Annotated in this window: 23 protein-coding genes and 1 pseudogene; 12 read left to right on the forward strand and 12 right to left on the reverse strand. The window is 71.0% G+C overall.

Annotation, left to right across the window (positions count from 1 at the left end; all coding sequences use genetic code 11):
* Positions 1 to 2: 2 nt before the first annotated feature.
* Positions 3 to 914 (reverse strand): annotated as a pseudogene (locus Q0Z83_RS48225) (ABC transporter ATP-binding protein); the annotation flags it as partial.
* A 39-nt stretch (positions 915 to 953) separates the two neighbouring features.
* Positions 954 to 1,622 carry a hypothetical protein gene (locus Q0Z83_RS48230; protein WP_317790302.1) on the reverse strand — a complete coding sequence of 223 codons (669 nt, stop codon included), beginning with the start codon at positions 1,620 to 1,622 and terminating at the stop codon, positions 954 to 956.
* Between the two features lie 93 nt (positions 1,623 to 1,715).
* Here Q0Z83_RS48230 and Q0Z83_RS48235 point away from each other — a divergent pair, with 93 nt between their 5' ends.
* From Q0Z83_RS48235 to Q0Z83_RS48265, 7 genes are all read left to right on the forward strand, one after another.
* A complete protein-coding gene (locus tag Q0Z83_RS48235) occupies positions 1,716 to 2,477 on the forward strand; it encodes a GNAT family N-acetyltransferase (RefSeq protein ID WP_317790303.1) in 762 nt (253 codons plus the stop codon).
* Positions 2,474 to 3,259 carry a lysophospholipid acyltransferase family protein gene (locus Q0Z83_RS48240; RefSeq protein ID WP_317790304.1) on the forward strand — a complete coding sequence of 262 codons (786 nt, stop codon included), beginning with the start codon at positions 2,474 to 2,476 and terminating at the stop codon, positions 3,257 to 3,259. Before Q0Z83_RS48235 ends, Q0Z83_RS48240 begins: the two co-directional genes overlap by 4 nt.
* Positions 3,260 to 3,335: 76 nt before the next feature.
* A complete protein-coding gene (locus Q0Z83_RS48245; RefSeq protein ID WP_093619114.1) occupies positions 3,336 to 4,049 on the forward strand; it encodes a response regulator transcription factor in 714 nt (237 codons plus the stop codon).
* A 38-nt stretch (positions 4,050 to 4,087) separates the two neighbouring features.
* Positions 4,088 to 5,638 carry a sensor histidine kinase gene (locus Q0Z83_RS48250; RefSeq protein WP_317797327.1) on the forward strand — a complete coding sequence of 517 codons (1,551 nt, stop codon included), beginning with the start codon at positions 4,088 to 4,090 and terminating at the stop codon, positions 5,636 to 5,638.
* 39 nt (positions 5,639 to 5,677) lie between these two features.
* On the forward strand, positions 5,678 to 7,234 hold the full coding sequence (locus Q0Z83_RS48255) for a S1C family serine protease (RefSeq protein ID WP_317790305.1): 1,557 nt from the start codon (positions 5,678 to 5,680) through the stop codon (positions 7,232 to 7,234).
* A 228-nt stretch (positions 7,235 to 7,462) separates the two neighbouring features.
* Positions 7,463 to 10,582 (forward strand): cyclic nucleotide-binding protein, encoded by a 3,120-nt coding sequence (locus tag Q0Z83_RS48260; protein WP_317790306.1) that lies wholly within the window; start codon positions 7,463 to 7,465, stop codon positions 10,580 to 10,582.
* Between the two features lie 42 nt (positions 10,583 to 10,624).
* Positions 10,625 to 10,840 carry a hypothetical protein gene (locus tag Q0Z83_RS48265; RefSeq protein ID WP_317790307.1) on the forward strand — a complete coding sequence of 72 codons (216 nt, stop codon included), beginning with the start codon at positions 10,625 to 10,627 and terminating at the stop codon, positions 10,838 to 10,840.
* A gap of 4 nt (positions 10,841 to 10,844) precedes the next feature.
* Here the strand turns inward: Q0Z83_RS48265 and Q0Z83_RS48270 are convergent, their stop codons facing one another.
* Positions 10,845 to 11,192, reverse strand: coding sequence for a thioredoxin family protein (locus tag Q0Z83_RS48270; protein WP_317790308.1), 348 nt, complete (start codon positions 11,190 to 11,192; stop codon positions 10,845 to 10,847).
* Positions 11,174 to 11,536, reverse strand: a complete 363-nt coding sequence (locus Q0Z83_RS48275; RefSeq protein ID WP_317790309.1) for a MerR family transcriptional regulator — start codon at positions 11,534 to 11,536, stop codon at positions 11,174 to 11,176. The genes Q0Z83_RS48270 and Q0Z83_RS48275 overlap by 19 nt, the downstream gene beginning before the upstream one ends.
* Positions 11,537 to 11,620: 84 nt before the next feature.
* Between Q0Z83_RS48275 and Q0Z83_RS48280 the strand changes: the two genes are divergently transcribed.
* On the forward strand, positions 11,621 to 12,466 hold the full coding sequence (locus Q0Z83_RS48280; RefSeq protein ID WP_317790310.1) for a patatin-like phospholipase family protein: 846 nt from the start codon (positions 11,621 to 11,623) through the stop codon (positions 12,464 to 12,466).
* Positions 12,466 to 13,506 carry a 1-acyl-sn-glycerol-3-phosphate acyltransferase gene (locus tag Q0Z83_RS48285; RefSeq protein WP_317790311.1) on the forward strand — a complete coding sequence of 347 codons (1,041 nt, stop codon included), beginning with the start codon at positions 12,466 to 12,468 and terminating at the stop codon, positions 13,504 to 13,506. Before Q0Z83_RS48280 ends, Q0Z83_RS48285 begins: the two co-directional genes overlap by 1 nt.
* A gap of 20 nt (positions 13,507 to 13,526) precedes the next feature.
* On the opposite strand, the gene Q0Z83_RS48290 is transcribed toward Q0Z83_RS48285, so the two are convergent.
* Entirely contained in the window at positions 13,527 to 14,297 is a 771-nt protein-coding gene (locus Q0Z83_RS48290) for a hypothetical protein (RefSeq protein WP_317790312.1), read from the reverse strand.
* 141 nt (positions 14,298 to 14,438) lie between these two features.
* On the opposite strand from Q0Z83_RS48290, the gene Q0Z83_RS48295 reads away from it, so the two are divergent.
* Positions 14,439 to 15,587, forward strand: coding sequence for an FHA domain-containing protein (locus tag Q0Z83_RS48295; RefSeq protein ID WP_317790313.1), 1,149 nt, complete (start codon positions 14,439 to 14,441; stop codon positions 15,585 to 15,587).
* A gap of 44 nt (positions 15,588 to 15,631) precedes the next feature.
* On the opposite strand, the gene rocD is transcribed toward Q0Z83_RS48295, so the two are convergent.
* From rocD to Q0Z83_RS48315, 4 genes are all read right to left on the reverse strand, one after another.
* Positions 15,632 to 16,846 (reverse strand): ornithine--oxo-acid transaminase, encoded by a 1,215-nt coding sequence (gene rocD / locus Q0Z83_RS48300; protein ID WP_317790314.1) that lies wholly within the window; start codon positions 16,844 to 16,846, stop codon positions 15,632 to 15,634.
* Between the two features lie 55 nt (positions 16,847 to 16,901).
* A complete protein-coding gene (ddaH, locus tag Q0Z83_RS48305) occupies positions 16,902 to 17,699 on the reverse strand; it encodes a dimethylargininase (RefSeq protein WP_317790315.1) in 798 nt (265 codons plus the stop codon).
* Positions 17,700 to 17,959: 260 nt separating this feature from the next.
* Positions 17,960 to 18,523 (reverse strand): hypothetical protein, encoded by a 564-nt coding sequence (locus Q0Z83_RS48310; RefSeq protein ID WP_317790316.1) that lies wholly within the window; start codon positions 18,521 to 18,523, stop codon positions 17,960 to 17,962.
* A gap of 103 nt (positions 18,524 to 18,626) precedes the next feature.
* Positions 18,627 to 19,232 (reverse strand): ATP-dependent Clp protease proteolytic subunit, encoded by a 606-nt coding sequence (locus Q0Z83_RS48315; RefSeq protein WP_317790317.1) that lies wholly within the window; start codon positions 19,230 to 19,232, stop codon positions 18,627 to 18,629.
* Positions 19,233 to 19,324: 92 nt separating this feature from the next.
* On the opposite strand from Q0Z83_RS48315, the gene Q0Z83_RS48320 reads away from it, so the two are divergent.
* On the forward strand, positions 19,325 to 20,185 hold the full coding sequence (locus tag Q0Z83_RS48320) for an Fpg/Nei family DNA glycosylase (RefSeq protein ID WP_317790318.1): 861 nt from the start codon (positions 19,325 to 19,327) through the stop codon (positions 20,183 to 20,185).
* Here Q0Z83_RS48320 and Q0Z83_RS48325 read toward each other — a convergent pair.
* Both Q0Z83_RS48325 and Q0Z83_RS48330 read right to left on the reverse strand, forming a co-directional pair.
* Positions 20,130 to 21,512, reverse strand: a complete 1,383-nt coding sequence (locus Q0Z83_RS48325; protein ID WP_317790319.1) for a polysaccharide deacetylase family protein — start codon at positions 21,510 to 21,512, stop codon at positions 20,130 to 20,132. The two genes, Q0Z83_RS48320 and Q0Z83_RS48325, sit on opposite strands and share 56 nt — an antisense overlap.
* A 137-nt stretch (positions 21,513 to 21,649) precedes the next feature.
* Positions 21,650 to 22,804 carry a carboxylate-amine ligase gene (locus Q0Z83_RS48330; protein ID WP_317790320.1) on the reverse strand — a complete coding sequence of 385 codons (1,155 nt, stop codon included), beginning with the start codon at positions 22,802 to 22,804 and terminating at the stop codon, positions 21,650 to 21,652.
* Between the two features lie 126 nt (positions 22,805 to 22,930).
* Here Q0Z83_RS48330 and Q0Z83_RS48335 point away from each other — a divergent pair, with 126 nt between their 5' ends.
* Positions 22,931 to 24,304 (forward strand): carbohydrate-binding protein, encoded by a 1,374-nt coding sequence (locus Q0Z83_RS48335; RefSeq protein ID WP_317790321.1) that lies wholly within the window; start codon positions 22,931 to 22,933, stop codon positions 24,302 to 24,304.
* Position 24,305: 1 nt separating this feature from the next.
* On the opposite strand, the gene Q0Z83_RS48340 is transcribed toward Q0Z83_RS48335, so the two are convergent.
* The gene (locus tag Q0Z83_RS48340) at positions 24,306 to 24,956 is read right to left on the reverse strand and encodes a DedA family protein (RefSeq protein ID WP_317790322.1); all 651 of its coding nucleotides are present in this window, start codon (positions 24,954 to 24,956) and stop codon (positions 24,306 to 24,308) included.
* Positions 24,957 to 25,067 lie beyond the last annotated feature (111 nt).

Raw genomic sequence — 25,067 nt, forward strand, 5'->3', positions numbered from 1 at the left:
TGCCCCGCCTTTCCAGCAGTCAGGTCGAGGAAGGCCCGTTCCAGGTCGGCGCTCTCCCCGGTCAGCTCGTGCAGCTCGATCCCGGCGGTGAAGGCGAGGTGCCCGACCCGGGCCGCGTCCGCGCCGGAGACCTGGAGCAGGCCGTCCGCCGACACCACCACCTCCAGCCGCTCGTCGCGCAGGGTGGCGGCGAACTGCTCCGCCTGCGGCGTGCGGACCCGCACCCGGGCCGTCCCGGCGGTCGCGCCGAGCACCTCGGCGACCGGGCCCTGCCGGATCAGCCGGCCGGCCGCGATGATCACCACGTCATCGGCGAGCTGCTGCATCTCGCCCAGCAGATGACTGGAGACGAGCACCGTGCGGCCCTCGGCGGCGAGCGCCTTGAGCAGGTCACGCATCCACCGGATGCCCTCCGGGTCGAGACCGTTGGTGGGCTCGTCCAGGATCAGCACCCGCGGGTCGCCGAGCATCGCCGCGGCGATCCCGAGCCGCTGCTTCATGCCGAGCGAGTAGCCCTTGAACTTGCGGGTCCCGACGGTGTGCAGGCCGACCATCGCGAGCACCTCGTCGGCGCGCTGATCGGGCAGCCCGGCCGCACGGCAGATGATCCGCAGGTGGTTGCGGGCGCTGCGGCCGCGGTGTGCGCTGGACGCCTCCAGGACCGCGCCGACCTGCCGGATCGGGTCGGGCATGTCCACATACCGCACCCCACCGATGGTGGCGGTGCCCGAGGTGGGCGTCACCAGGCCCAGGATCATCCGCAGCGCGGTGGTCTTGCCCGCTCCGTTCGGGCCCAGGAATCCCGTGACCCGGCCGCCGTGCACCGTGAAGGAGAGATCGTCGACCGCCCGCACCGTGGTGTAGTGCTTGGTGAGGCGGTCGACGCTGATCTCCGCGTAGCTGGGCCGGCTCATCGTCACGGCTCCCTCCCCCGTCCGCTCGAAACGATCAACTTACTGGACGAGCGAGAGCCAGGTGGCCCGAGCCTGTGCCAGGTGACGGCCGTCCGGCCCGTACACCGAGGAGTCCACGACGGCCTTGCGCCCGCTCATTCCGGACAGCGCGCCGACCACCACGCACTCGTCGCCCGGGGCGGGCAGCGCGGCGACCGTCGCGGTGATCCGGCCGAGCACGAAGGGACGGCCGGACGAGCCGATCGCGGTCCAGCCGCCGGGGCAGTCCAGCGCCGCCCACAGGGTCTCCGCCGCCACGTCGTCCGGCACGGTCCACGGCGCCGCGGTCCGGTCGCCGGGCAGCGGGCCGGGGAAGATCCGCAGACCGTCGCCGGGCGCGCGGTCCGGGCCGCAGACGAAGCAGCCGGGGAACGGGTGGGTGACGAAGCCGGGATAGCCCTTCGACGCGGCGGCCGCCTCGGCGAGCGGGACCGGCGGCACCGGCACGCCCGTGTCCGCGGCCTCGGTCACCTCGGCGACCAGGGTGTCACCGGCCCGGACCGAGCCGTTCACCAGCTCCAGCCCGGTGTCGAGCGGAGGTGGCACCCGGAGGGTCACCTGAACCGGCGGCCCGCCGATCCGGGCACCCGACGCGGCGGCGAAGACACCCGAGCACCAGCCCCCGTTTCCGGAGCCGGGCGGGCCGTTGAAGCGAGCGGGGATGAGCATTGCCCGACCTTCGCACACGTCGTTCATCAACCGGTCACACATCGCCACCTACAGCGACACGCCATCGGCAGACATCAGCCTTACACAGATCACATGGCAGTTCTCATGACGGCCGCCGCACCCACCGGGACCAGCGGCTACACGCTCCTCCTCGCCGACGAACCCGGTCTGGTCGAGGCCGCGCAGCGCCTGCGCCACGACGTCTTCGCCGGGGAGCTCGGAGCCCGGCTCACCTCCACCGCCGAAGGTATCGACGCGGACGAGTTCGACGCCTACTGCGACCACCTGATCGTGCGCGACGACGCGACCGGCGAGGTGGTCGGCACCTACCGGATGCTGCCGCCGCGCGCGGCGGAACTGGCCGGCCGCCGCTACGCGGACTCCGAGTTCGACCTGAGCGCGCTGCGCCCGCTGCGCGATCACCTGGTCGAGATCGGCCGCTCCTGCGTGCACCCGGACCATCGGTCCGGCGCGGTGGTCAACCTGATGTGGGCCGGCATCGCCCGTTACCTGCACCTCAACAACCTGCGCTGGCTCGGCGGCTGCGCCTCGGTGCCGCTCGGCGACGGTGGCCGGCTGGCCGCCGGTGTCCGGGCCCGGGTCAACGCCAAGCATCTCTCCCCGCCCGCGCTGCGGGTCCGGCCGCGCAACCCGTGGACGCCGCCGGAGGGCGTCGAGGCCGACCCCAAGGCGCTCCCGCCCGCGCTGCTCCGCGGCTACCTGCGGCTCGGCAGTTGGGTGTGCGGCGAGCCGGCCTACGACGCGGACTTCGGGTGCGCCGACTTCTACGTGCTCTTCTCGATGGACCGGCTGGACCCTCGGTACCGCCGGCACTTCCTCGGCGCGTCCCGATGACCGCGTCCGTCCCGACCGCCGGCACCCTGTGGCAGCCCGCCTCGGGGTGCGGTGACCGCTGCCGTGACGAGGCCACCGGCCGACGGGGCCCGGTGGGCGTCGTGGTGCGGGTGGTGGCGCTCGCCGCCGTACTCCTCGGTGGTGTCCTGGTGGTGATGGTGAGCAGCGCCGCGCTGCGGACGCTGTCCCGGGGGATCCTCGCGGTCCTCGGAGTTCGTCTGGTCTGGCGCGGCGCCGAGCCGCGCCCGGGCAGCCTGCTCGTCGCCAATCACGTCTCCTGGCTGGACGTGGTCGCGCTGACCGCGGTCCGGCCGATGCGGATGGTGGCCAAACACGACGTCCAGGCCTGGCCGGCGATCGGCGGCACCGCGGAGCGGGCCGGCACGATCTTCATCGACCGCACGCGGCCGAGGGCGCTGCCGCAGACGGTGGCCGAGGTGGCCGGCGCGCTGCGCGCCGGGCGTTCGGTCGTCGTCTTTCCGGAGGGTACGACGTACTGCGGCACCGAGAGCGGGCGTTTCCGGTCGGCCCTCTTCCAGGCGGCGATCGACGCCGGTGCCCCGGTGGTGCCGATCTCGGTCGGCTACGACTCGACCGAGGCGGCGTTCGTCGGCGAGGACACGCTCGGTGAGTCGATTCTGCGGATCGCCCGGACCCGGGGCCTCACGGTGACCCTGGCGGCGGCCCCGGCGTTGCGGCCGGACCCGGGCGCGGACCGGCGGGCGCTGGCCCGGGCGGCTCAGTCCAGCCTGGCCGGGAGGGGCTATCACCTGGCGGCCTGACCATGCCGGGATGTCTCACAGAAAATTTTCAGCGAGTGTGCAGGCAAGGCGCAGCGGGCCGGAGAAGAATGGCGCCATGGCCACCCAGACCCAGCCCAAGCAGAGCGAAGCGAAGCTGCTCGTCGTCGAAGACGATGCGAACATTCTCGAGCTCCTCTCCGCAAGCCTGCGTTTCGCCGGGTTCGAGGTGACCACCGCGATGAGCGGCAGCGCGGCCGTCAGCGCCGCTCGCAATTCCACCCCTGACCTGGTCGTTCTCGACGTCATGCTGCCCGACCTGGACGGCTTCGAGGTGATCCGGTTGATGCGGGAGGGCGGGCAGCGCACGCCGGTGGTCTTCCTCACCGCCCGCGACGGCACCGACGACAAGATCCGCGGCCTGACCCTGGGTGGCGACGACTACGTGACCAAACCGTTCAGCCTGGAGGAGCTCACCGCCCGGATCCGGGCGGTGCTGCGCCGGACCAACGCCGGTGACGAGCAGCCCTCCCGGCTGGTCTTCGCCGACCTGGAGCTGGACGAGGAGACCCACGAGGTCTACCGGGCGGGCTCCCGCGTGCAGCTCTCGCCGACCGAGTTCAAGCTGCTGCGTTACCTGATGCTCAACGCCAACCGGGTGCTCTCCAAGGCGCAGATCCTGGACCACGTGTGGAAGTACGACTTCCGCGGTGACGACAACATCGTCGAGTCCTACATCTCGTATCTTCGCCGCAAGGTCGACAACGTGCAGCCGCGGCTGATCCACACTCTGCGTGGCGTGGGCTACGTGCTCCGCAAGCCAGCCGTCTAGGCCCGGCGGTGACACTGACCGAGCGGGTCCGCGAGCGGATGCCGCGCAATGCGGGGCTGCGCCGGATCTCGCTGCAGACCAAGCTGGTCGCGTCCGTCCTGGTGCTGGTGTTCGCCGCCCTGACGCTGATCAGCGCGGCCAGTACGTATTTCCTGAGCCAGTACATGGTCGCCCGGGTCGACACCCAGCTCTGGGACATGGCCCGGAACGCCGAGGCCAATCTGGACAAGATCCATTACGACTACGTCTTCACGCCGGCCGACTACTTCGTCGCGTTCACCGCGGTCGAGGGCGGCGGGTTCGCGTTCCCGGCCGCCAGTCTGTCCAAGGACGACCTTCCGGATCTGATCAAGGGCGCCAGCGAGGTCTCCAAGAAGGAGCGGACGGCGTACACCGCGCCCAGCCGGAACAACAAGTACATGTGGCGGATGCTGGTGTTCCGCCTGCCCGACGACACCGTCATGCACGTCGGTCAGCGGCTGAAGGGCGTCGACGACGTGATCGCCCGGCTCGTCCTGGTGGACGTGCTGGTCGGGGTCGGTGTCCTGATCACCCTGGCCACGGTCGGTGCCGCGCTGGTCCGGCAGAGCCTGATCCCGCTGCGCCAGGTGGAGCGGACGGCGGCGGCCATCGCGGCCGGTGACCTGACCCGGCGGGTGCCCGACCCGGAGGAGTCCGGCGGCCATCCGACCACCGAGTTGGGCCGGCTCTCCGAGGCGCTGAACGCGATGCTCGCCCAGATCGAGGCCGCCTTCCAGGCCCGGGCCGACTCCGAGCAGGCGGCCCGGTTCGCGGCCGACGCGGCGCAGCAGTCCGAGGCGCGGGCGCTGGCCTCCGAGTCGCGGGCACTCCAGTCCGAGGGGAAGATGCGGCAGTTCGTCGCGGACGCCTCGCATGAGCTGCGTACCCCACTCACCACCATCCGCGGTTTCGCCGAGTTGTACCGGCAGGGCGCGGTCTCCGACCCGGAGCAGGTGGCCTCGCTGGTGCGACGGATCGAGGACGAGGCGGCCCGGATGGGGCTGCTCGTCGAGGATCTGCTGCTGCTGGCCCGCCTCGACCGGGAACGTCCGCTCACCCTGGCTCCGGTGGAGCTGCCGGTACTCGCGATGGACGCGGTGGAGGCGGCCCAGGCCACCGCCCCGGACCGGACGATCGAGCTGGAGGTCCGCGACTCCGCGGAGCGCCTGGTGGCGTACGGGGACGATGCCCGCCTGCGTCAGGTGATCGGCAACCTGATGACGAACGCCCTGGTGCACACCCCGCCGGACGCGTCGGTGACCCTGCGGCTGTACGCCGGTGAGGGTGACGTCGGGGTGGTCGAGGTGTCGGACAGCGGCCCCGGCCTGAGCGAAGCGCAGACCCAGCGGGTCTTCGAGCGGTTCTACCGGGCGGACGAGGCGCGGACCCGGAACACCGAGCGGGAGGCCACCGGTACCGGTCTGGGGTTGGCGATCGTGGCGGCCATCGTGCGGGCGCACGAAGGTTCCGTCCAGGTGATCTCCGAGGCGGGCCAGGGCGCGACATTCCGCGTCTCTTTGCCCACCATAAATCCGGATAAAGGGTTCACAGAAAACGTCCAGGAGTAACACAGTTCGGTACGAGTCCGACGGGGCAGAGTTAGTCGCATGAACGAGAACGAGACCAACCCGCGGCCCGCGGACGCCGCCGCTGACAACACCAGCGCGGAGCGGGTGGAGTCTGAGCAGCCGACGCTTGCGCAGCCGCCGGTTGCCCCGCAGTCGGGTGCTCCCCAGTCCGCGGCACCCACTCAGCAGACCCCCTGGGCGCAGCAGTCGCCCTGGCAGCAGCCGTCGGCCGGCCACCCGGTGTCGGCCCAGCCCGCTGCCGCCCATCCGGTGTCCGGCCAGCCGGTGACGGCCCAGCCCGCCAGCGGTGTCCCCTACAGCCACCCGCATTACGCGTACCAGGCCCCGCAGGCCGGCTACGGGCAGCAGGCCACCGGGGAGTACCCGGACTACTCGCAGCAGCAGGCGGCGTACCAGGCCTGGCACGCGGCCGCCGCGGCGCAGGCGGCCGGCGGCGGCAACGTCCCGCCCGGCTGGACCCCGGTCCCCGGCGCCGGCGGCTCCGGGCGTCCCCCCGGCCGCGGGCGGAAGGTCTTCCTGGCCGGCGCCGCGGCCCTGCTCATCGCGCTCGTCTCGGGCGGGATCGGCGCCGCCACCGCGGTGGCCATGGACTCCGACAACCCCACCGCGGCCGTGCAGACCGGCAACTCCTCGGTCACCCGGGTCGTGGACCGTTCGTCGCTGGCCCAGATCGCGGCCGCCGTGCAGGACAACGTCGTGTCGATCACCACCGGCTCGGGCGAGGGCTCCGGCGTGGTACTGACCACCGACGGCTACATCGTCACCAACAACCACGTCGTCTCGACCGCGCAGGGTTCGACCGTCACGGTGATCTTCGCCGATGGCACCAAGACATCGGCCACCATCGTCGGCACGGATGAGCGCACCGACCTCGCCGTGATCAAGGCGGAGAACGTGTCCGGCCTCAAGGCCGCCACCTTCGGAGACAGCTCCAAGATCGAGGTCGGCGACACCGTGCTCGCCCTCGGCAGCCCGCTCGGCCTGGAGGGCTCGGTCACCGCCGGCATCATCAGTGCCAAGGACCGCAGCATCCAGTCGTCCAGCGAGCAGGAGCAGCAGCAGACCCCCTGGGGCAGTGGCCAGCAGCAGCAGTCCGCGCCGACCACGATGACCGGCCTGCTGCAGACCGACGCCCCGATCAACCCGGGCAACTCGGGTGGCGCCCTGGTCAACACCAACGGCGAGGTGATCGGCATCAACTCGGCGATCGCCACCTCCGGCTCCAACACCGGCAACATCGGCCTGGGCTTCGCCATCCCGAGTAACAAGGCCAAGCAGGTCGCCGACGCCCTGATGCAGGGCAAGAAGGTCAGCCACCCGGCCCTCGGCGTCAGCGTCACCAACGCGGAGAACGGTGGGGCCGCGGTCAGTGCGGTGGTCGAGGACAGCGCCGCCGCCAAGGCCAAGCTTCAGCGGGGCGACGTCGTCACCAAGGTCGACGGTAAGGCGATCGGCGACTCGGACGACCTGGTGGCAGCCGTTCAGGCGGGCGCCGTCGGCCAGCAGATGACCCTCACCTTCACCCGTAACGGCGCGGAGCAGACGGTCACCGTCACGCTCCAGGAGTCCGAGTAGACATTCCCCTTCCGCTACGGCGGGTGACGTGCCCGGGGGTGGGCGCGTCACCCGCCGTGATCATGTGTGCCTGGGATTCCGGACCTTTCGGGGGAAGGGGACGGATTTAGCGCGCAGGACTCGCGTTCACGCAGGCAAGCGCCTAATCTCCATTCGCCATCGGCGAAGCCATCGTCCGTCGGTGCGGTCGCGCGGTGTTCGCCACGGCGGAGTGAAAGGCCCCCTCAGTTGACCTACGTCGAGACCCGGACGAACGTCTGGGAAGCCCTGGCCGGACGGGCTCCGGGAGTCCCGTCGGGCCCGGCTGACACCGGGCTCTGGCACACCGTCGCCGACCGGCTGAACCCGGCCAGCGCCCGCCCGGTCCTGCGCTCGGGCATCGAGGTCCGGCACCGGACCGCGGTCCGAGGCGGCCGCTATGTGATGCTCCGCTCACCCGAGGACGGCGGTCGCAGCTCGTACCTGCGGCTCACCCCCGAGGAGTACCAGCTCGCCCTGATGATGGACGGCGACAGCACGGTGGCCCGGTTGGTCGCCGAGTTCGCCCGGATCGCCGGCCGCCTCGCTCCCGACCAGGTCCGCCGGGTCGTCGCCGACCTGGCCGCCAACCGGATGCTCGAAGAGCTCCCGATGGACGCCTTCCGCCCGCTGCGTGAGCTGCGCAACGAGCCCCTGGCCACGGCCGGCAGTGGCCGCGTGGTGCTCTCCGTGCCGGTCGACGGGCTGGTCGCCACGCTCTACCGGACCGTGGGGCGATTCCTCTTCACCCGGGTCGCGGTCTGGATCGGCGCACTGCTGTCGGCGGCCGGCCTGCTCCTGTTCGCGGGCGCCTGGCAGCAGGGCGGCGAGTCGCTCTTCCTGGTCGGCGACTCCTACCTGCTCGGCGCCGTCTCGCTCGTACTGCTGAACATGCTGGTGCTCGGAGTGCACGAGTTCGGCCACGCGCTCGCGGCGAAACGGGTCGGGCGCGAGGTCCCGGCCGCCGGGCTGATGCTGCGCTTCGGCGTCCCCTCGGTCTTCGTCGACACCAGCGACGTCTGGATGGCCGGTCGACGCGCCCGGATCGCGGTCACCGCGGCCGGGCCGGCCACCGCCCTCGGCCTCGCCGGTCTGGTCCAGGTCACCGGCTTCCTGGTGCCGACCTTCGCCGGGCTCGCCTTCAAGCTGGCCTTCCTCTTCTACCTGCACACCTTCTTCAACCTGAGCCCGTTGCTGCCGCTGGACGGCAAGTACCTGCTGATGGACTGGCTGGAGATCCCGGACGTCCGGGCCCGTGGCCTGTCCTGGCTGTCCGGCCGCCTGCGCCGCCGTGGCCCCCGCTGGCGGCGGCTGGACCGGGAGGGCCGCCTGGTCGCCCTCTACGGTGTGCTGGGCCTGCTCTGGCTGGTCAGCGCGGCCGGCCTGGGCTACCGCCTGTGGACCGACCGGATCCACGGTCTGGCCGTCGGTCTCTGGTACGAGGGGCTCGGGTCCCGCCTACTGCTGATCGTGATCGTCCTCGGGGTGGTCGCCCCGCCGATGTGGTTCCTGCTCGGCCGGCTGGCCCGGGCGTTCCGCCGGATGCGGCAGCGGGCCGCCGAACGCGACCGGGAGGCCGACCTACCCCGCCGGGTGGCCGCCCTGCGCGCCTCCGAGCTGGGCGGCCTGCCCGAGCCGTCACTGCAGGCCCTGGCCGCTCGCGCCCGCTGGATGCGTCCGCCGACCGGTCGCCAGTTGGTACTCGCCGGTGAGACGCACAGCGCGGTGCACGTGGTGGTCGAGGGCGCGCTGCACGGCCGTCGCCCGGGCGACCCGGGCGGCACCATCCGGCACCACGTCGGCCCGGGTGGGGTCGTCGGTCTGGCCACCGCGCTCACCGGGCGCAGCGCCCAGCTCGACTGGCACACCGCCGGTGTCACCCTGCTCGCCATTCCCACCTCGACGGTGACGACCGTGGTCGGGCCGATGCCCGGGCCGCCGCCGCAGGAACGGGCCGAGGGCGAGGCGCTGTTCGCCGACACCCCGGCGCTGGCCGCGCTGGAGGAGGACCAGCGGCTCGCGCTGATCGCCGCCGCGCACCCGGTCGATCTGGACCCGGGCGCGCCGGTGATCCTGCCCGGCCCGACGCACGCCGTGGTCGTCGAATCCGGTGTGATCGCCATGCCGGACGGCGTCGAGCTGCGCCGGGGCACCCTGGTCGGCCCGGTCGGTGACGGCAGCCCCGGCATGGTGGCGCAGGCGCGCACCCCGGTGCGGCTCTGGGTCATCCCGGACGCCTCCGACCTACCACCCCTGATCGGCTCGTACGGCCCCGGCGTCCCGATGCCGGCGCTGCGCCCGAGCACCCCGGCGGTGGCCCGCCCCGGATCCGCGCACCCACCGCTCGCGGTTCCCCCCGGCCCGCCGGACGCCGACGAGCAGTACGACGTGGACCGGCACTTCGAACGCCGGATGTGGGGCTTCGTCAGCATGCTGCTGGTGTTCGCGCTCGGCAGCCTGCTGATCAACGTGCGCAGTGGCCCGGCCTGGGCCGAGATGCCCGCCGAGCGGGTCCTGCTGAGCGTTCAGCGCGGCGCCGTCACGGCGGATGCGGACCGTACCGCGTTCTCGCTCCAGGTCGGTGAGCAGCGCTATCTGAAGTCCGGCTCGAAGATCGAGGTGCCGGGTAAGGGTGTGGCCCTGCTGACCTTCCCCGGCGGTGCCGCGGTCGTGCTGTGCGGCAACTCGCGGGTCGCGGTCAACGGTGTCGGGGTCGAGCACGGCCGTACGTCCACCCCGTCCGCGAATCTGGCCCTGGAGAACGGCCGGCTGCTGGCCGACACGAGCAGCCCGAGCGGGGCGTTCGCGCCGCTCGACCTGACCGTGCTGCGCGGGCAGGGCGACGTCGTCAGCAGCGGCCGGGCCTGGTATTCGGTCGACCCGGGCGCGGTCGCCGTCTCGTCCGGCGCGGTCACCGTCGGCGGGGCCGAGAGCCCGGCCGACGGCAAGGAGCTGAACTGCGGCGACGGCGTGACGGTCAAGCCGCCGACCGAGACCCAGCCGAGTGAGGAACCGACCGAGGAGTCGACCCCGATCGAGGAATCCAGCCTTCCGCCCTCTGTGGATCCGTCGGGGTCTCCGACTAACGTGGAATCGTCCTCCCCGGCCACCGAGACCTCGAGCGAGCCGGCCAACGGCACCTCGACCAGCACGACGCCGAGTATCCGTCCGAGCCGCAGCCGGACGCCGTCGCCGTCGGTGAGCACGAGTCCCTCGAAAGCGGCGTCTCCGTCCGCCAACTCGCCGAGCGCGTCGCTGTCGCCGTCTACCGACCCTCCGTCCCCGTCCCCGAGCATCCCGGAGCAATCGGCGGATCCGTCCACTGAGTGACAGCGGGCGGCCACGCCGACGAGAAACGAGGAGTGGCCGCCCATGCTCTGCTGGTTCTGTGCCGAGGGGGCACGCGCGACGTGCCGGTTCTGCGGGCGTGGCGTCTGCGCCGAGCACGCGCGGTTCGGGCCGTACATCCTGGAGGTGACCAGGTCGGTGCGGCGGGACCGGGCCGAGGCGCTGGTGGTCGAGGACGCGGTGCAGTGCGGCGCCTGCCATCCCCGGCCACAGCCGGTGGCCATGCCCGAACTGGACTAGACGGTCAGGAGTTCACGTACGGGCTGAGGGCGTTCGTCATGGCCTGCCGCAGCATCGTCTTCGGGCGGGCGCCGACGATCGTCGAGGTCACCATGCCGCCGTTGAAGAGCAGCAGGGTCGGCATCGAGTGCACCCGGTAGGCGATGGTGGTCGCCGGGTTCGCGTCCACGTCCAGCTTGGCGACCAGCATCCGGCCGGTGAACTCCTCGGCCAGCTCGCCCAGGATCCGGGCGACCGGGCCGCACGGCGGGCACCACGTCGCCCAGAAGTCGACGAGCACCGGTGTCGGCGAGGCCAGCACGATCTCGGCGAAGGTGGCGTCGGTCACCGTGATCAGGGCGTCATCTGGCATTTGATCTCCTCCAACTGGGTCTGCAGGCGGTGCCGGACCGCGGTCAGCTGATCGAGGAAGCCGTCCACCTCGGCCAGCCGGCGACGCAGCACGGCGGCTGAGTCCGGGCACACGTGGCCGGAGCTGTTTCCAGCCCGCAGGCAGGCGACGAACGGCTTGATGTCGTCCACGCCGTAGCCGTCGGCGAGCAGGGCCCGGATCTCGTGCACGACGCGGAGTTCGCCGTCGTCGTACTGCCGGTAGCCGTTGGCGTCCCGGCTCGGGTGGATCAGCCCGTGCTCCTCGTAGTAGCGCAGCGTGCGCGGGCTGGTGCCGGCCCGTTCGGCCAGCTCTCCGATCAGCATGGGTTCGACGGTAGGCCCTGACACCGGCGTCAAGGCAAGGCCGTGACCTGCGGCACGGGCCCAAGATCGTGCGAGGATGGACACATGGTCGACGGTCCGGTGGCGTTCGTGCTCGGCGGCGGCGGTGTTCTCGGTGCGGTCGAGGTCGGCATGCTGCGGGCGCTGTTCCGGGCCGGGTTCCGGCCCGACCTGGTGGTCGGCACGTCGATCGGCGCGGTCAACGGCGCCCTGGTCGCGTCCGATCCGTCCGAGCCGGTCACCGAGCGCCTGGTCCGGCTCTGGACGTCGCCGGAGGCCGCGGCGGTCTACGGCGACTCGATCGGCCGCCAGATGCGCCGGTTCGCCGCCCGCACCCACCTGCACTCGCCTCGTCCGCTGCGCCGCCTGCTGGAGGGCGAGCTGGGCGAGGCGGCGACGTTCGCCGATCTGAAGGTGCCGTTCCACTGCTGCGCGGCGAGCATCGAGCGGGCCGCCGAGCACTGGTTCGACAGTGGACCGCTCGTCGACGCGGTGCTCGCGTCGTCGGCCGTGCCGGGTCTGCTGCCGCCGATGGAGATCGGTGGCGAGCACTATGTGGACGGTGGCATCGTGAATTCGATCCCGATCGGCGAGGCGGTACGGATCGGCGCGAAACTGATCTTCGTGCTCCAGGTCGGGCGGGTGGAACGGCAGCTCAGCGTGCCGAAACGACCGTGGGAGGTGGCGCAGGTGGCGTTCGAGATCGCCCGCCGGCACCGATTCGCGCGTGAGATGGCGTCCCTGCCGGACGACGTCCGTGTGCACGTGTTGCCGAGCGGTGGTGGTGAGGGACGGGACGATTCGCCGTGGGCGTACCGGGACATGGCCGCGGTGGGTCGCCGGATCAGCCGCGCCTACACCGCCTCCCGGCGCTATCTGGCCGCCAACGTGCATCCGCTGCCGGGGCCGTGATGGGGTTGCCTCCGGTCTGGGTCCGGCGCCTGGTGATCGCGCCGGCCGTGGTGCTGCTGGCGGTCACGCTGCTCACCACCCTGCCGATCTGGCTGATCCTGGCGCTCGCGGTCTCCCCGCTGGTGCCGGGTCGGCTCCGGGTGCCGCGGCTGGTCTTCCTGGTGATCGTCTACCTGGTGTGGGACGCGGTCGCGCTGGTGTCGCTCGGGCTGCTCTGGATCGTGTCCGGGTTCGGTCTGTGGATCCGCGGTTCGTGGTTCCAGCGTGCCCACTACGTCGTGACCGGCCGGTTCCTGAGTGTGCTGTTCTGGTTCGCGCGCTGGTCGTTGCACTTGGAGATCGACGTGGTGGGCACCGATCCGGACACCGCGCAGCCGGGGCGGCCGGAGATCGTGGTGAGTCGGCACGCCGGCCCCGGTGACTCGTTCACCCTGATCCACGCGCTGGTCAACTGGTTCGCCCGGGAGCCGCGGATCGTGCTGAAGGCCGCTCTGCAGTGGGATCCGGCCGTCGACGTGCTGCTCAACCGTCTGCCCAACCGGTTCATCTCGCCCGGGCGTACCCGGACGGCGACGCTGGAGGATCAGATCGGTGACCTGGCCACCGGCCTGGACGACAACGACGCCTTCGTGATCTTCCCGGAGGGTGGCAATTTCACCCCGCGCCGCAAGATCAGCGCGATCGCCCGGCTCCGGGCCCGTGGCCTGCACGACATGGCGGTCCGAGCGGAGAACCTGCGGAATCTGCTGCCACCGAAACCGGGCGGCCTGCTCGCCGCGATCGACGCCGCTCCGGACGCCGGGGTGATCTTCGTTGCGCACACCGGGCTGGACCGGATGGTGAGCGTCGCCGACGTGTGGCGTGAGCTGCCGATGGACAAGCGGTTGGTGATGCGTTTCTGGAGTGTGCCGCCGGAGGAGGTGCCCACCGGCGAGCAGGAACGGACCGAGTGGCTTTACGACTGGTGGGCCCGCATCGACGCGTGGATCGATGAGAACCGGCCCGCGCCGCGTCCGTTGTGGACGGCTCGCGCACGATAGGGGCCCACCAGGATCAGCCGTTACGCCCCGGCGGTCTGGCCCTGGGAGGTGAACGCCTTGAGCATCTCCTCGGGCATCGGGGTGACCTCGCCCGCGGCCGGGGCCGCCACGTCGACCTTGGTGCCGAAGTCGTAGTACGTCGTGGTGATCTTGCCGGCGCCGGCGCCCATCCCGCTCATGTCGATGACCATCTCGGTGAGTCGGCCCTCGCTGTCACGCTTGGCGGTGAACGGCACGGCGGTCGCCTTGGCGCCCAGAGCCTTCAGCGACTGCGGGTCGGCGGTCGGCGACTTGGTCATGTCGAGCGTGCCGCTGAAGTTGTCGCCGTCACGCTTCACGTCGACCGCGGCTGCCGCGAACGCCTCGGCGTTCGCCATGTTCTCCGGGTTGAGCGAGTTGCCCGCCGGGAGCTTCGACACGTCGAGCGACATCCACTTGTCGCCGGTCGGGCCCATCTTCATGTACATCGTCTGGCCGACCAGGCGGACCGCGATGTCCAGCGACTCGGTGCCCATGCTCATCTTCATGGTCATGTCGAGCTTCTTGTTCGCCAGGTCGGCCGAGCCGTTGGCCTCGATGCCACCGGGCATCGCCATCTTCATCTTCATCGTCTCGGTGCCGAGCTTCTTCGACGCGGCGACGAAATCCTCGAGCGGAGTGGCCGCGGCCGTGGTGGTGGCGACCGGTGCGGCTCCCGTGGAGCCGGAATTCTGGGACCCGGAGCTGCACGCACCGAGCCCGACGATGGCGGCGATCGTCACCGATGCGACGGCCACGCGTTGGAAACTCATGTGTATCTCCTCGTCAATGTTATGAACGGGGCCCACCATAGCGGGCAGGTGCGACAAATCCCGGGCCGATTTCCTGGGCGATCATGAGAGGGGCATGATGGATCGGAGGAGTCCGCACGCGTATCTACAGGGGGAGGGCTCGTGAGATTCGAGGTCAGCAAGGTCCTCGACGCCATCGAGGCGAGGCTCACCACCGACCCGGCCCTCGCCCGGGCTGTGGTGGATCTGGCAGAAGTAGTCCGTTATGCGGATCTCGATGGTGGTCGTCCGGCCAGCCTGGTCCGCCTCGGATTGTTGGTGGACGCGCTCGGGCGCTATGTCTCCGAGGAGAATGTTCCGGTCTACGTGGTGACACCGCGTGGCCTGCTCTCCGACACCGATCTCACGTCCAACGAGCGGATGGTGGTCCGCCGCTGGGCCGACGACGGCAAGGTCGAGGTCGTGCCCCAGGTCGAGGACCGGGTGCTGGAGGTGGCCGAGATGCTCGGCCTGCCGGTGCTGACCCGTGACCGGGAAGATCGGTTCCGGGCCACCCGTCCGTGGGTGGCCGAGCCGGGCCGGCTGTTGGCCCTGGTGTCGGCGCAGGGCGGCCCGACCCTGGTGGCCCGGGTGGGCCGGGGTGAGGCGACACCGCCGGTGCCGCGCTCGCCGCTGGGTGAGCGCCTGCTCGCCCGGGTGTGGCGCTGCCCGTCGTTGAGCTGCAACAGCTACGGCGACGGCGGTGACTCGGACAGCCCGTTCGCGGACATGCGGACATACACGAGCCCCGTCTCGCAGCCGCCGCCCACCCTGCGGGCCGGCGCGCCGACCTGTCCCCGGCACGGTGACCGGCTCAAGGATGTCGGCCCGCGCCCGGCGACCGAGGTCTTCTCGGTCCGCATCGACGGCGTGATCCGGCAGCGGTTCGTGGTCTCCGAGGACCGGGGCATGGTCGTCGGCCGGGCACCGGAGGGCGGCTCGGGGGTCATGCTCGGCCAGTGGTTGACCGACGACGCCCGCAAATGGATCAGCCGTGGCCACGTGCAGTTCACCCTGCGCGGTGGTCAGGTGACGGTGACCGACATCAGCATGAACGGGTCCGGGGTCCGGCCGGGTGGGTCGATGGACGACGACGCGCGGATCACCCTGCGGCGTGACGAGAGCCGGGTGCTGGCCGAGGACGACATCGTCGAGCTCTACCACGCCGTGCTGATCGGCCGGTCGAAACTCTGGGCCAGCGGCGGCAACGTCCAGCCCGAGTCGGTGATGGGCGAGGCCCCGACGATGGCGTTCCGCCCGGTCGGCCGCTGACGTCGAGGGGCGCCGCCGCAGGCGGCGCCCCTCGCAACAACCGATCAGCCGCGCAGGACCACAGCGAGCTGGGCCAGCGCGTGGTCCAGGTCCTCCTCGGTGACCACCAGTGGCGGGGCCAGCCGGATCGTCGAGCCGTGGGTGTCCTTGGCCAGCACCCCGCGCCGGGCGAGCCGCTCACAGGCCTGCCGGCCGGTCATCAGCGCCGGGTCGATGTCCACGCCGGCCCAGAGGCCCCGTCCGCGGACCGCGATCACGCCCTGGCCGATCAGCGCCTCCAGCCCGGCGTGCAACCGGGCGCCGAGCCGCGCCGACCGCTCCTGGAACTCACCGGTCTCCAGCAGCTTGACCACCTCGGCCCCGACCGCGCAGGCAAGCGGGTTGCCGCCGAAGGTGGAGCCGTGCTCGCCCGGCTTCAGCACACCGAGGACCGCCCGGTCGGCCGCCACCGCGGAGACCGGCACGATGCCGCCGCCGAGCGCCTTACCGAGCACGTACATGTCCGGGACGACGCCCTCGTGCTCGATCGCGAAGGTCTTGCCGGTACGCCCCAGACCCGACTGGATCTCGTCGGCGATCATCAGCACGTTCTGGTCGGTGCACAGCTCACGGACCCCGGCCAGGAATCCGGCCGGCGGCACCAGCACGCCCGCCTCACCCTGGATCGGTTCCATCAGCACGGCCACCGTGTTCGGGGTGATCGCCGCCCGGACCGCGTCCAGGTCGCCGTACGGCACCACCACGAACCCGGGCGTGTACGGCCCGAAGTCCGCCCGAGCGTCGGGATCGGTGGAGAAGCTGACGATGGTCGTGGTGCGCCCGTGGAAGTTGTCCGCCGCGACGATGATCTCGGCCTGCCCGTCGGCCACCCCCTTGACCCGGTAACCCCACTTGCGGGCCACCTTGATCGCGGTCTCGACGGCTTCGGCGCCGGTGTTCATCGGCAGCACCATGTCCTTGCCGCACAGCTCGGCGAGCCCGCGGCAGAACGCGCCGAACTGGTCGTGCACGAACGCCCGGCTGGTCAGGGTGACCCGGTCGAGCTGGGCGTGCGCGGCGGCGATCAGTCCGGGGTGTCGGTGCCCGAAGTTGAGCGCCGAGTACCCGGCCAGGAAGTCGAGGTAGCGGACCCCGTCGACGTCGGTGACCCAGGCGCCCTCGGCCTCGGTGACGACCACCGGCAGCGGGTGATAGTTGTGGGCGGTCCAGCGTTCGGCATCCGCGAGGGCCTCGGGGGTACGGAATTCCACGGTCGTCACGAACTGTGCCTCCTCGTCATGCTCTCCCGGCTCTCGCGTCGCTCGGTGCAGTCGATCATGACCGGACCTCCAGCGTGCAGCACTTGGGACCACCGCCGGCCTTACGCAGCTCGGACAGGTCGACCCCGATGGTCTGATAGCCGGCCGCGCGCAGCGCCCCGGCCAGGTGGGTGGCCTGCTCGGGCAGCACGACGGTCTCGCCGTCGCTGACCGCGTTCAGGCCGAGCACGGCGGCATCCTCCGGCGTTGCGATGATCGCATTCGGGAAGAGCTGCCGGAGCACGGATTGTGAACCCGGCGAGAAGGCCTGCGGCAGGTACGCGATGGTGCGCTCGTCGAGCACGCAGAGCGCGGTGTCCAGGTGGTAGTAGGCCGGGTCGACGAGCTGCAGAGAGATCACCGGGCGCTGGAGGAACTCCTGGGTCTCGGCGTGCGACGCGTGCGCGGTCCGGAACCCGGTGCCGGCCAGCAGCACGTCTCCGGCGAGCAGGATGTCGCCCTCGCCCTCGTTGGTGTGCTTGGGCTCGCGCACCTCGAAGCCGCGCTCCCGGAACCAGGACGCGTACGCCGGGGCCTCGTCGGCCCGCTCGGCGTCGCGGAACTGCACGCCCAGGACGCGGCCGTCGACGACGGTGCCACCGTTCGCGGCGAACACCATGTCGGGCAGCCCGGGCAGCGGGTCGATCAGCTCGACGGTGTGGCCGAGTCCGAGGAACGCCTGCCGCAGGTTCTCCCATTGGCTGACCGCCAGCGCGTTGTCGTACGGCGCCGTGGGGTCCATCCACGGGTTGATCCGGTATGTGACGGCGAAGTGGGTGGGCCGGCACATCAGGTAGCGGCGCTTCAGGCTCATGGAGAAAAACGGTATGCGGGGGTGACCGACGATCCCCAGGGCGTAACCATGCGTGCACCGGCGGATCGTTGCGTGATCTCCGAGGTCCGCGGCGATTCATTGCAAAGGCCCCGGCGGGACGGCGAACCGCCGCCCTTGCCGGGGCCTCGACGATCTCCGGCGCACCGCCGGAGGGTTTTCGGGGCGGGTCGGCCTGCGCCGACCCGGTTCCGATGGGTATGTCCGCCGCCACATCATCGGCGGTGAATGTCAGATACCCGTCAAATCCGCGTTTCAAACTGTGTGTCAAGCCACGTCCGGAACTCGGAGACCGTCTGCGTGTCGGTGCCCAGCCACCACAGCTGCCCGGCCAGCGCGAGCACACCGATCACCACGGCGGCCAGCGAGAGGACCACGCCGATCAGTGCGCCGGTCTTGCCCGCCACATGGCGCTTGCGGGTCGCGAAGACGCCGGCGAGAGACAGGACCAGCGCCACCGCGGACACGCCCACGCCGTACCCGAGAAGGGGTCCGGACAGCACGAGAAGCGCACCGGCGACCGAAAGGACCAGGCCGAGGGTCGCGACGAGGCTCGCCCGGGCCCGCGGAGCGGGCGCGTTGACCGGAACGGCGACCGGCTCGGAGACGGCCTTGGCACGCTGGGTCTCCGAAAGGGGGGCGGGCTGGAACGTCTGCGGACGGGCCGGCGGCGGAGTGACCGAGGTGTCCGGGCGGACCGGGGTGAGAGAGGCGGTGGTCGGTTCGTCGCGTCGCGGCACCACGGGAGTCCGCTCGGTGTTCGCGTCGTCGACGGTCGTCTGGCGGGGGAAGGTAGGGAGCCTCACGTCTGAACCTCCTTGTCAGGTTTGACCGAGGTACATACCCCCACTGCCCGGAAACGACACGAAGGGCACGCCCCCGAGGGGGACGTGCCCTTTCGAGAACGGGTCAGACCAGCGAGTTCACCGCGTTCACATCGGTGGCCTTGCTGATCACGTGGTCGACCAGGCCGTAGTCCTTGGCCTGCTGGGCGGTGAACCAGCGGTCACGGTCGGAGTCACGCTCGATCTCCTCCGGGGTGTGGCCGGAGTGGAAGGCGATCCGCTCGTTCATCACCTGCTTGATGTGCAGCATGCTCTCGGCCTGGATGGCGATGTCGGCCGCGGTGCCGCCGATGCCGCCGGAGAGCTGGTGCATCATCACCCGGGCGTGCGGCAGCGCGTACCGCTTACCGGGGGTGCCGGCGCAGAGCAGGAACTGGCCCATCGACGCGGCCATGCCCATCGCGATGGTCGCCACGTCGTTCTTGATGTACTGCATGGTGTCGTACACCGCCATGCCGGCGCTGATCGAACCACCCGGCGAATTGATGTAGAGCGCGATGTCCCGCTCGGAGTCCTCGGAGGCGAGCAGGAGCATCTGCGCGCAGATCCGGTTGGTCACCTCGTCGTTCACCTCGCTGCCGAGGAAGATGATCCGCTCGCGCAGCAGCCGGTCGAACACCTGATCGTCGAAGGACGCGCCGCCGCCCCGCATGGTCGTCTCAATGCTCATGGGAACACTTTCTCCCAGCCGGGCCGCGGATCCCAGCGATTCGCCTCAGGGGCGAATCCGCTCACGGCATAATGCCCGGCTACCTTTGGTGCGTGCCGGAGGGACATACCATTCACCGCCTCGCGATCCGCCATCGTGAGCTCTTCGCCGGGGATCCGGTCACCGCGGTCAGCCCGCAGGGCCGCTTCACCGCGGGCGCCGCACTGATCGACGGGCGGCGACTCCTCGACACCGAGGCGTACGGCAAGCATCTGCTCCACCACTACGAGGGCGAGCGCACCCTGCACGTGCACCTCGGCCTCTACGGCAAGTTCGCCGACGGGGAGTTGCCCGCGCCCGTGCCGGTGGGTCAGGTCCGGATGGCACTGACCGGTTCCGATCACTGGCTGGAGCTGCGTGGCCCGACCGCCTGCGAGGTCCTCGACCCGGGCGCGGTCGACGTGCTGCGGTCCCGGCTGGGCGCCGACCCGCTGCGTGACGACGCCGACCCGGCCGCCGCCTTCGCCCGGGTCCGTGCCAGCACCAAACCGCTGTTCGCCCTGCTCATGGACCAGTCCATCGTCGCCGGGTGCGGCCTGATCTACGCCAACGAGACGCTGTTCCGGGCCGGGCTGTCGCCGGAGACGCCCGGTGCCGCGATCGACGCCGACCGCTGGACGGCGATCTGGGACGATCTGCGGTCGCTGATGAAGGAGGGTGTGCTGCGCGGCCGGATCGACACCGTGCACACCCAGCACACCCCGGAGGTGATGCAGCGGGCGCCGCGGGTCGACCGGCACGGCGGAGAGGTGTATGTCTACCGTCGCCCCGGCCGGCCCTGCCTGGTCTGTGGCACCCCGATCGCCCGGGACGAGCTGGCCGGCCGGAACCTCTACTGGTGCCCGGTCTGCCAGCCGGTCACACGGTCGCGGCGCCGCTCGGGGTGGCCGCGGGTGCCTCGGTCGACGGGGTGACCGACGGCGTCGGATCCGGCGTGGGCGTCGACGGGGTGGGCTCCGGAGTCTCGGCGCCGGGGATGCCGACCTTGAAGTTCGCCACCAGCCAGGGCAGCAGTTCCTCGTACGCCGCGGTGGTGTCCGGTTGGTTGAAGTCGTGCGACAGCACGATCGCGCCGGGCCGGGTCTCCTTCTTGACCTGGGCGATCACCCGCTTGATGTGCTCCGCCGAGGTCTCGCCCTCCGGGTGCTCCCAGTCACGCGGGTCGACCTCCCAGTAGAGCGAGGTCATGCCGTCGACGTAGGCGGTCTTGACCAGCCGGTCGGTGAAGTTGCCGCCGGGTGCCCGGAAGTACGGGATCTCGGCGTCCGGAACCGCCGCACGGATGGCCGCGTTCGTCCGTTCCAGATCAGCCTTGATCTGGTTCGCCTTCTTGCCGCCGATCTTCAGGTCGTGGTTCCACGTGTGGTTGCACAGCACGTGACCGCCCTCGACGATCTGCCGGACCAGGTCGGGGTGCCGCCGGGCCTGCGTGCCGACCAGGCAGAACACCGCCTTCACCTGGTACTTGTCCAGCATCGCCAGGATCTTCGGTGTCTCGACCGGGTCGGGCCCGTCGTCGAAGCTGAGCATCACCACGTCGGAACCGGTGGTCCGCAACGAGTTGAACGGCCCGTCACCGGCCGGCACCACGACCTGCTGCGCCTTCTCGGTGGGCTTGGCGGTCGGTGTCGACTGTGGATCCGGCGACTCGGGCTCGTCCGTGCGGGTGGCGGCCGGTGCGGCGGCGACCGGGTCCGGCTCGCGGTCCGGCGCGGGCTTCTTCCGCTCCGGCTTGCTGATCACACCGACCGCCTCGGCGGCGGCGGTCATCACCGAGGCGCTGCCGCCGTCCTCCTGCGGGATCGTGGGCACGGCGGTGAGCAGCAGGCCGGCGGCGACCAGAGTGCCGAGCAGCACCTGTGGCCGGCTCTTCGCGGCGGCGACCCAGGCCTCGACCGGCATGGTCGAGGGCGCGCGGTGCGCGCCTCCGGCGGACCGGTCCGATGGGGACCGGCGGTTCTGCGAACGACGGCGGGCGGCGCGGCCGGTTTCGTCGACGCGGACGACGGTCCGGGCGGTTCCATACGATTCGTACGCGCCCGCGCGGTGCCGTGCCGACCGGGGAGCCGGGATGGTCGCGCCGGAGGCGGTGACGATCGCGGCGCGCAGGCTGTTCAGCCTGGACGCCGTGGACGGAGCCGGGTTGTCGTCGGCGACCGGATCGGGTGCTCGGTGCCGCCCGGTGGCCGGGCTGATCGCGCGGGACGTCGGCGCAGGTGAGAGGGGGGCGTGCGGCGACATTCGTCATGCCTACCGTGCCGCAAGATCTCGCGCGATACCGAATAGGTCACCGACTGATCACATAGGGCGATACCCCCTGCTCACCCGCAGTGATACCGATAAGTGCAATTTGTGATTGAAGCCGCTTCGGGCGTCACCTAATCCGTGGGAGCGTGCTCACCGGCCGTCGTGCGGGCCAGCCAATCGACCACGTCACCTATCGATGCCCCGCCGGCGAGCAGTGCCCGCTGTCGGGCCGCGCCGGTGCCCCGTTCCCGCAGCTGTTCCAACAGGACGGTCACGGTGGCGAGGTCGCCGTGACGTTCCAACTCCGGGCGTACGTAGTCGAACAGCTGCCGCATCAGCCGCCACGCCGGGCGCGGCTCGCGGGTCGCCATGTCGATGTTCAAGCCCTCCAGGCCGTCGTGTGCGGCCCGCCAGTGTGCCGCCATGAGCAGCGGGTGCTCGACGTCCGGCGCCTCGGTCCCGGCCCGGACCTCGCGCAGCAGGGTGCCGACCAGTGCCCGGGTCAGCGCGGCCAGCAGCACCGCGTCGTCGGCGGTGGGCATCACGTCGCCCATCCGGATCTCCACCGTCGGATAGTTCGCCGACAGCCGGGCATACCAGTAGAGCATCCCCGCGTCGAGCATCGCGCCGCTCGCCTCGAGGTCGCTGATCAGGGTCAGGTAGTGCTCGTGCGAGCGCAGGTACGGCGTCGGGCCCACGGTCGGCCAGCGTTCCCAGAGCATCGAGCGCCAGCTGGCGTAGCCGGTGTCGCGTCCGCCGGACAGTGGCGAGTTGGCGGTGGCCGCCTGGAGCACCGGCAGCCACGGGCGCAGGTGGTTGAGCACCCGCACACCGGTCTCCGGGTCGGGGATGCTGACGTGCACGTGGGTGCCGCACATGCCCTGGCCGGGGGAGAGGTCACCGAACCGGTCCCGCATCCGGTGGTACCGCTCGTCGTCGACGATCCGTGCGTTGTGGCCGGCGGCCGGTCCGGTGCCGACCGCGACGAGTCGGGCGCCGGCCCGCCGTGCCGCGGCCGCCACCCCGGTGCGCAGCCGGCGCAGGGACGTCGCGAGGCCGTCCAGTTCGAGCTGTGGCGGGCTGGCCACCTCGATCTGGGTCCGGTAGAACTCGTGCTGCACTCCCTCGCGCAGGTCGCCGGGCAGCTCGGCGAAGACCGCGTCCACCGCTTCCGCCGCCCGGGGCTCGACCGGGTCGACGAGAAGGTACTCCTCTTCGACGCCGAGGGTGAGAAGGTCGTCACGCTCGGCTTTCGCGGCGAGCTCGGGCGAGATGGCGGTCTCCATGCGGCCGGGATACCCGAGCTGATCTCTTCGGAAACGATCGGCGTACTTCCATATTGACAACCCCTGGAAACAAGCGTGCAATCTGTGAGAGCGCTCTCTCGACTCCCCAGGAAAGGCGCGTCCCCCATGAGAATCCCCCGAAAACTGCTGGCCGTGGCCACGGCGATACTCGCCGTCGGCGCCTCGGTGACCTTCGTGGCCAACGCCGACGCCGCGGTCCCCGCCGCACCGGCCGGCATGTCACTCGTCTTCAGCGACGACTTCACCGGCGCCTCGGGTACCGGCCTCAACCGGTCCAACTGGCTCTACTCGACCGGCACCGGATATCCCGGCGGCGCCGCCAACTGGGGCACCGGCGAGATCGAGACGATGACCGACTCGACCGCGAACGTCTACCAGGACGGCGCCGGCAACCTGGTGATCAAACCGATCCGGGACTCGGCCGGCCGCTGGACCTCCGGCCGGGTGGAGACCCAGCGCACCGACTTCGCCGCCCCGGCCGGCGGCAAGATGCGGATGGAGGCCCGCATCCAGCAGCCCAACGTGACGGGCGCGGCCGCGGCCGGTTACTGGCCGGCCTTCTGGGCGCTCGGCGCGGCGGCCCGCCCGGTCGGCGCGACCAACTGGCCCAGCATCGGTGAGATCGACATCCTGGAGAACATCAACGGCCGGTCCAGCGTCTTCTCGGCCCTGCACTGCGGCAGCAACCCGGGCGGCCCGTGCAACGAGACCACCGGTCTGACCAGCGGCGAACGCGCTTGCAGCGGCTGCCTCGGCGCCTTCCACACGTACGCCATGGAGTACGACCGCAGCACCTCGCCCGAGCAGCTGCGCTTCTACCTGGACGGGAACAACTACTTCACGCTCACCTCGAACGCGGTCGACTCGACCACCTGGAACAACGCCCTGCACCACGGGTTCTTCATGATCCTCAACGTGGCGATCGGTGGCGGGTTCCCGGCGGCGTTCGGCGGCGGTCCGACCTCGGCCACCCAGTCCGGCGTGCCGATGGTGATCGACTACGTGGCCGTCTACCAGTCCGGTGGTGGCACCACGCCGACCAGCCCGACCCCGACCGCGACCGGCGGGACCAGCCGGGACGCGTACTCCCGGATCGAGGCCGAGTCGTTCAACGGCTCCGCCGGCGTGCAGGTGGAGACCTGTTCCGAGGGCGGCCAGAACGTCAGCTACATCGCGAACGGCGACTGGCTCCAGTTCAACAACGTCAACTTCGGGACCGGCGGGGTGAAGGACTTCGTGGGCCGGGTCGCGTCCGGTGCCGGAACCGCGATCAGCGGTCTGGTCGAGGTACGCCTGGACAGTCGCAGCAACGCCCCGATCGGCAGTTTCGCCCTCGCCAACACCGGCGGCTGGCAGACCTGGACCTCGGTCCCCGCCAACGTGTCGAACGTGACCGGCTCGCACACCGTCTACCTGACCTTCACCAGCGGCCAGCCGGCCGACTTCGTGAACGTCAATTGGATCCAGTTCCGCAAGTGAGTCAGCGTGCGCGGGCGGCGGCGCGCTGCCGCCGCTTGCGCACCTTCTTCACCACCCAGGACCCGATCGCGAGCGCGAAGAACGCGATGATCGCGTAGTCGAACCACTGCGCGTACTGCTCCACGTCCGACCAGCGGGAACCGAGCGCGTAACCGGCGCCGATGAACAGCGCGTTCCACACCCCGCTGCCGATCGTCGTGTAGAGCATGAACTGCCCCATCGGCATCCGGTTGGCGCCGGCCGGGATGGAGACCAGGCTGCGCACCACGGGGGCGCAGCGCCCGAAGAGCACCGCCGCCCGCTCGTGCTTCTCGAACCAGCGGTCGGCCTTGTTCAGATCGTCCGCGTCGACAAGTGGGATCCGGTCGAGCCAGTGCTTCAGCCGCTCCTCGCCGAGCCCCCGGCCCAGCCAGTAGAGCGCCACCGCGCCGACCAGGGCGCCGATCGTCGCGGTCACCCAGACCAGCACCAGGTTGACCCGTCCCTCGCCGGCCAGGAACCCGGCCATCGACAGGACGATCTCGCTCGGGATCGGCGGAATCAGGTTCTCCAGCGCGACCAGCATCCCGACGCCGACCTCGCCGAGCGAGTCGATCACCGAGGCCACCCAGCCGGTCAGTCCACCGAGATTGCTGAGATCGCCGTCGGCCATGCGCCCGCCCTTCGAAATGTCGCCAACCAGTCCCCACACACTGTGCAGGCGGTTTCTGAGAGTTACCCGTGAGCGGCCTCTCGAACCCCCTCCCGTATATACCGATCATCG

Source organism: Actinoplanes sichuanensis, assembly GCF_033097365.1.
GTDB lineage: Bacteria > Actinomycetota > Actinomycetes > Mycobacteriales > Micromonosporaceae > Actinoplanes > Actinoplanes sichuanensis.